At 38.7% G+C, this 1,024-nt stretch carries 2 protein-coding genes; both read left to right on the forward strand.

Going from position 1 to position 1,024, the window contains the following annotated elements; translation table 11 throughout:
• A partial coding sequence (locus tag R7Q47_RS26700; RefSeq protein WP_318090337.1) for a GNAT family N-acetyltransferase occupies nucleotides 1-380 on the forward strand: 380 nt, incomplete at its 5' end.
• 40 nt (nucleotides 381-420) lie between these two features.
• Entirely contained in the window at nucleotides 421-717 is a 297-nt protein-coding gene (locus R7Q47_RS26705) for an antibiotic biosynthesis monooxygenase family protein (protein ID WP_065779477.1), read from the forward strand.
• Nucleotides 718-1,024 lie beyond the last annotated feature (307 nt).

The raw sequence follows: 1,024 nt of genomic DNA on the forward strand, positions 1-1,024 counted from the left end.
CAGATGACTTCCTAACACCGGAAGAAATTGAACAGAAAATCGATTTACACAAAATTATCGAAAGTGATAGCTCAATTTTTCTCGTTGCTGAAAGCGAAGGGAAGGTAATTGGTTTTGTTTTTGGTGAGCTATGGGTTCGTAAGTCTTGGACGTTAAAACAGCGAAAAATCGCAAGCGTTGAACAGATTGTAGTGAACTCATGCTATAGGAATCAAGGGGTTGGATTAGCGCTAATAGAAGCGTTCGAGGCAAATGCCATTTATGACGGCGGAGAAGAGTTGTGGTTAGAGGTATATTCCTTTAATAAATCTGCTTTGGGTTTGTATCGTAAAGTCGGTATAGAGCCAAAAATTCAAATTGGTCAAAAAGCACTAACCTGAAAATTAGATACATTTTCAGACCAAAAATAAAGGGAGTTTTATGTTTAGAGTTGTCTATGAATGGCATGTGCCGGTTGAGCAAATGGATGAGTTTCAAAATGTCTGGCGCTCGGCGACAGAATCAATTCATCATTCAGTTGAAGGTGCGCTCGGTAGCTTTATGTTGCGCTCCTATGATACACCTGAAAAAGTTCTGACCATTGCTAAGTGGAACACACGTGAAGACTGGGAGTTATTTTGGGGAAATCGTAACCCAGAAAAGATGCAACAGATGCGTAAAATTGCAAAACGTGTTTCGGTTGAAGCATTCGACGAAATAGAAGACAGAACTAAATAACGATTGCTGCGCATAACACAACATTCAAGATGGATTCCTAACACTTTGCATTTTAGTTCCAAAGTTGAGCTTCGTATTTATGGCACAATTTGTCGATATCGTTACTCACAACCTAATGCGGCGTTAAATAAACCAAACTGAGATTAGCGTCGATTTTATTAATATTTGATGCTCGACAGTAGCAGACTTAATCCAAATACTGCTTCAAACGGAACATTTGGAGCATAAGTATCGTGAGGGTTGTTTTAGTCGCATTGACGCTGAACCATTTTATTTACTTGTATTTTGAGAATTTTATTGAAGGTGT

The organism is Vibrio sp. Vb0349 (assembly GCF_033338975.1).